Annotated in this window: 4 protein-coding genes; all 4 read right to left on the reverse strand. The window is 40.0% G+C overall.

The window, feature by feature from the left end; translation table 11 throughout:
• The coding region (locus A2517_RS10925; RefSeq protein ID WP_294896955.1) for a penicillin-binding transpeptidase domain-containing protein at window positions 1-985 on the reverse strand (985 nt) is incomplete at its 3' end.
• Window positions 982-1293 (reverse strand): hypothetical protein, encoded by a 312-nt coding sequence (locus A2517_RS10930; protein WP_294896957.1) that lies wholly within the window; start codon window positions 1291-1293, stop codon window positions 982-984. The genes A2517_RS10925 and A2517_RS10930, both read right to left, overlap by 4 nt.
• 110 nt (window positions 1294-1403) lie before the next feature.
• Window positions 1404-1865 carry an N-acetyltransferase gene (locus A2517_RS10935; RefSeq protein WP_294896959.1) on the reverse strand — a complete coding sequence of 154 codons (462 nt, stop codon included), beginning with the start codon at window positions 1863-1865 and terminating at the stop codon, window positions 1404-1406.
• The gene (gene yihA, locus A2517_RS10940) at window positions 1862-2473 is read right to left on the reverse strand and encodes a ribosome biogenesis GTP-binding protein YihA/YsxC (protein WP_294896961.1); all 612 of its coding nucleotides are present in this window, start codon (window positions 2471-2473) and stop codon (window positions 1862-1864) included. The genes A2517_RS10935 and yihA overlap by 4 nt, the downstream gene beginning before the upstream one ends.
• Window position 2474 lies beyond the last annotated feature (1 nt).

Raw genomic sequence — 2474 nt, forward strand, 5'->3', positions numbered from 1 at the left:
CATCAAGCATTCCTGAAGTAGCATAGATAAGTCCCATACCGGTCTTGATTGTCGATCCGGGAGGATAGAGACCATTGATCAGCTTGTTGGTAAACGGAGCATCTACACTCAGCATCAGAGCATTCCATTCACTCGAGCTTATCCCCGATACAAACGCATTAAGATCATATTCTGGATAACTTCCGGCAGCATACACGGCACCGTGAATATCCATAACCACAATAGCTCCGACACGCTTTTCAAATGCTTGCGTAATAAAATTTTGAAGATTCATATCTATATTTAGGACTAAATTACGATTCTCTTGTGTTGCACTGCGTCCTATCTCTTCAATTTCGACGTTATGGGCATTTACCTTGATTCGTCTCTCCCCTGCTATCCCTTGTAAATAACGGTTGTAATATTTTTCGATACCATTTTTTCCGACATGTCCTAGCAGTTGCAAAGAAGGATCGGCATTAATCTCTTTTTGATTGGCTTTTGCCACATATCCTATAAGGTGGGACCCTACCATCCCATAAGGGTACAACCGTTTCGGTGATGGCGATATTTTAATCGTATCCCGTAAATTCATCAAGGCATATATCGGTATAACCGTTTCATGAGGGACGAAATCTACAACATCGATAAACGCATGGTTATAATAAGAGTCTTGCTGTTTGTAGGTCTTTGCTATTTTTTTACCATCCAACGTGGGAATCATAGAGAGGAGATAGGCAATCTCTTTGTCCAACAACGTAGTATCTTTCCCTTTGGTCAGATGGGGAGCAAAGGCAATTTTAAACCCTAATTCATTAATCGCTATCGGCTCATTGTTACGATCCAATATCTCTCCCCTTACCGGAGCGGAGAGCTCAGATTTAATACTATTGTTTTCAGAGAGACCTTCATAATACTCATTAAATTGGATCGAGAGATGAAATACTCTAACCACCAAACCTATCCAAACAATGATAAAGAACGTCAGTAATATTTTAATTTTCATACTAATGCCGCAACCACTAAAAATTCAATAATCATATAGAGCCCTATATGCCAGTCAATAGCAGGTACATTTAACAGGAGTACCTGATTAACGAACCATACAAATAGCCAATATCCGGGATAAGCAAGGGCTACCATAATAGCCGCCATACAAATTTTACACTGAATGATCTGTTCAATTTTGGGGAGGAGATATTGTGACAGCAACGTGAAAAATACAATCGTACTACCAAACCAAAACCCTTTTTCAGCTTCAAATACCAGCAGCATCAGCGAAATAATGATCAAGCCGAATAAATCGTGTTTCATCAATGCATCGTAATAGAAGAAAAAAAGGATCGCCAATAAAGGGGGCAATAAAAGATACATGCTGCTTAAGCTGATATAGACAACGAAAAGTGCGACTAAAAAAAGCCGACTTATAACGTTTTGATAAGAGAAACTTCGTTGCATACCGGAAAGTGTTTACATTTAATACAATCTGCCCAAATTTTATGTTCAGGGATAGATTCTTTTGGAATTTCAATAAATCCCAAACGTTCAAAAAAGTGTTGTTGATATGTCAACGCCAAAACCTCTTGTAATCCTAAACGTCGCCCCTCTTCACATGCATTTTCCACTAAAGTAGTTCCGATATTTTGCCCGCGATACGCTGTATCGATAATCATTGAGCGAAGTTCTGCCAATACCGGAGAATGGATATGCAATGCGACAAAACCGACCAGTTTTTCCCCATCCATCGCTAAAAAATACGAACGGATGTTCGTGGCGATTTCGTCGTTGCTGCGTGGCAGAATAACACCGCTCTCTATTTCAGGCGCAACCAACAGCTGCATTGCCGATATATCGTTTAGTGTCGGTTTTTTATAGGTGATACTCATACATCGTTACTTTTAAGCAATCGATACAAATGTTCAACTATCGCATCGACTCCGCGACGTTTAGAGTTGGAAACCATAATTGCACCCGGAAACCGTTTTTTCAGTTCGGAAAGCTCTTTTTGGTTCAGTTTATCAATTTTAGTAAAAATAGTCACGATCGTTTGATCAGGGGTGCATATTTCATTTAAATAACTATCTACTGAGCGGTCAATCTCCAAATCGGGATGGCGACAGTCAATCAGATGGACAAAAATACGAATTTGTTTCCGCTGGGAAATAAAATCAGTGAGGTTGCTTTCCCAATCGGTTTTAAGCGACTTTGCCACTTTTGCGTATCCGAATCCCGGTAAATCGACAAATTTTGCATTAAGGCGCTCATTGGTTTCTCGATCGGCAAATACAACATCGAAATAGTTAATAAGCCGTGTTTTTCCCGGTGTTGCAGAAACTTTAGCCAGTGATTTTCGCTTAGTTAAGGTATTGAGGAGTGAGCTTTTCCCAGTATTGGAACGGGCCATAAAGGCCACTTCGTTTTGGTACTCATTTTCCGGAGTCACACGAATGGTAGGAGCTGACGTTACGAACGACGAATCAATAATTTCAATCATT

This window comes from Sulfuricurvum sp. RIFOXYD12_FULL_44_77, assembly GCF_001830725.1.
GTDB classification, from domain to species: domain Bacteria; phylum Campylobacterota; class Campylobacteria; order Campylobacterales; family Sulfurimonadaceae; genus Sulfuricurvum; species Sulfuricurvum kujiense_A.